Origin of the sequence: Pedobacter sp. KBW01, from assembly GCF_003852395.1 — a bacterium.
Lineage (GTDB): Bacteria > Bacteroidota > Bacteroidia > Sphingobacteriales > Sphingobacteriaceae > Pedobacter.
Genome location: NZ_QAJQ01000046.1, coordinates 1 through 1561 on the forward strand (window position 1 = coordinate 1; position 1561 = coordinate 1561).

Consider the following 1561-nt stretch of genomic DNA (forward strand, 5'->3'; position numbering starts at 1 on the left):
TATGCGCGAAAACAGGTGGATACTATTGCCGCAATCCCCAATATTATGTCACGTCCTGAAATTACTTGTCGTTTTTGAGTGATAATACTAGAATTAGTTTACATCATTTTTGTACTAATCCTGCTTTTACTTTACAAGTGTACAACTCGAGTTTCATGAACTCAAGAAGTTCCTACTTTTTATTTTGTCCTCTGATCAGGTAACCAGTACGGGCTCTTCATTCATCTTCGATTTCTTGTAGGGATAATGTTTCCATCGCTTGTTGATCTCTCCCGACATACCATGGGCCTGATGCGGGGTGAAATAATCCACGCTTGCATGGGGCCTTTTTTCATTGTAGTTCCGAACTATTGCCGCTATAGATTTCTTTGCCTCCTTATGGTTCTGGTAAATCCTTCTTGGATAGAATTCGTTCTTTATGATACCGTTGATGCGTTCAGCCAGTGCATTTTCATACGGACTGCCAGTCTGGGTCATGCTTATGGCGATCCGATCTTCGTTCAGCATAGCGGTATAATCCTGGGAACAATATTGTATTCCCCGGTCTGAATGATGGACAAGGATAAACGGCGACGCTCTCTTTCTGCTCTTGATGGCCATCTCCAATGCGGCTATGCAGCCGACCGCTTCCAGGCTGTGGTGAAGGGCATAGCCCACGATCTTTCGGGAATAGGCATCTGTGATCAGGCTCAGATAGCTGAAGCCTTCCAGCGTACGGATGTAGGTAATATCACTGACCCATAATTGTTCAGCGGCTGACAATACCATATGTTTCGTGAGGTTGGGGTATTTTCTGAGCCAGTGGTGGGAATTGGTTGTCTGCACATGCCGTCTCCTTCTGCGCATAAGCAGTCCATGGAACCTCAGGAGGTCATAGAGCTGGTCCCGACCCATTTTAATATCGTGCTTCTTCATTTCCGGGGCAAGCATATGCAACAGCTTTCGGGTCCCCAGCATAGGAATAGAAGAACGAAATTCAGCAACCAGAGCCAATATTACCATATTGGAAATATCAGTTATGGCAGCATGTTGGTGTGCCAGATAGTAGGCTTGGCGGCTTACACCAAACAGTGCGCAAAGTTCCATCAGGGACTTTCCCGGTAGTTTTTGCCTCATCCTTAAGACTGTTTGGTACCACGCTTTTTTCTGATCTTGATTTTCAGTTCACTTTCCGCGACCTCTATCATTGTTTCTAGGGCAACATTCTTCAATTGTGCATCTGACAGGGCCTTGGTAAGTTCTTCGATCTTTTTCTTGAGCAGCTTCGATTCTTTGGATTCATCCATGGCTAAAGGCCCATCTTGAGTTTTCGGGCTTAGCAAGGTAGCTAAATTATGCTTGTCACGCCACATGCCAATGGTGCTCTTTGGCAAACCGTACTTTCGTCCCGCTGCACGTTCGCTCAGCAGCCCGTTATTGACTTCACTAACGATCTTGATCTTGGTTTCCTCGTCCAATCTGCCCCAGGGCTTTCGGGAGGCAATGGTAGGTTTAATAGTCCTCTCTGTTTTTGCTTTCATTTTTTGCTTGCATTAATGACAAGCTATTTCAGGACAAGACA

2 protein-coding genes are annotated in these 1561 nt (G+C 45.4%); both read right to left on the minus strand.

Going from position 1 to position 1561, the window contains the following annotated elements; genetic code table 11:
- Positions 1-195 precede the first annotated feature (195 nt).
- Complete coding sequence (locus tag DBR40_RS26410) at positions 196-1116, minus strand: IS3 family transposase (RefSeq protein WP_124562725.1); 921 nt, start codon at positions 1114-1116, stop codon at positions 196-198.
- A gap of 2 nt (positions 1117-1118) precedes the next feature.
- A complete protein-coding gene (locus DBR40_RS26415) occupies positions 1119-1520 on the minus strand; it encodes a hypothetical protein (protein WP_124562726.1) in 402 nt (133 codons plus the stop codon).
- Between the last annotated feature and the right edge of the window lie 41 nt (positions 1521-1561).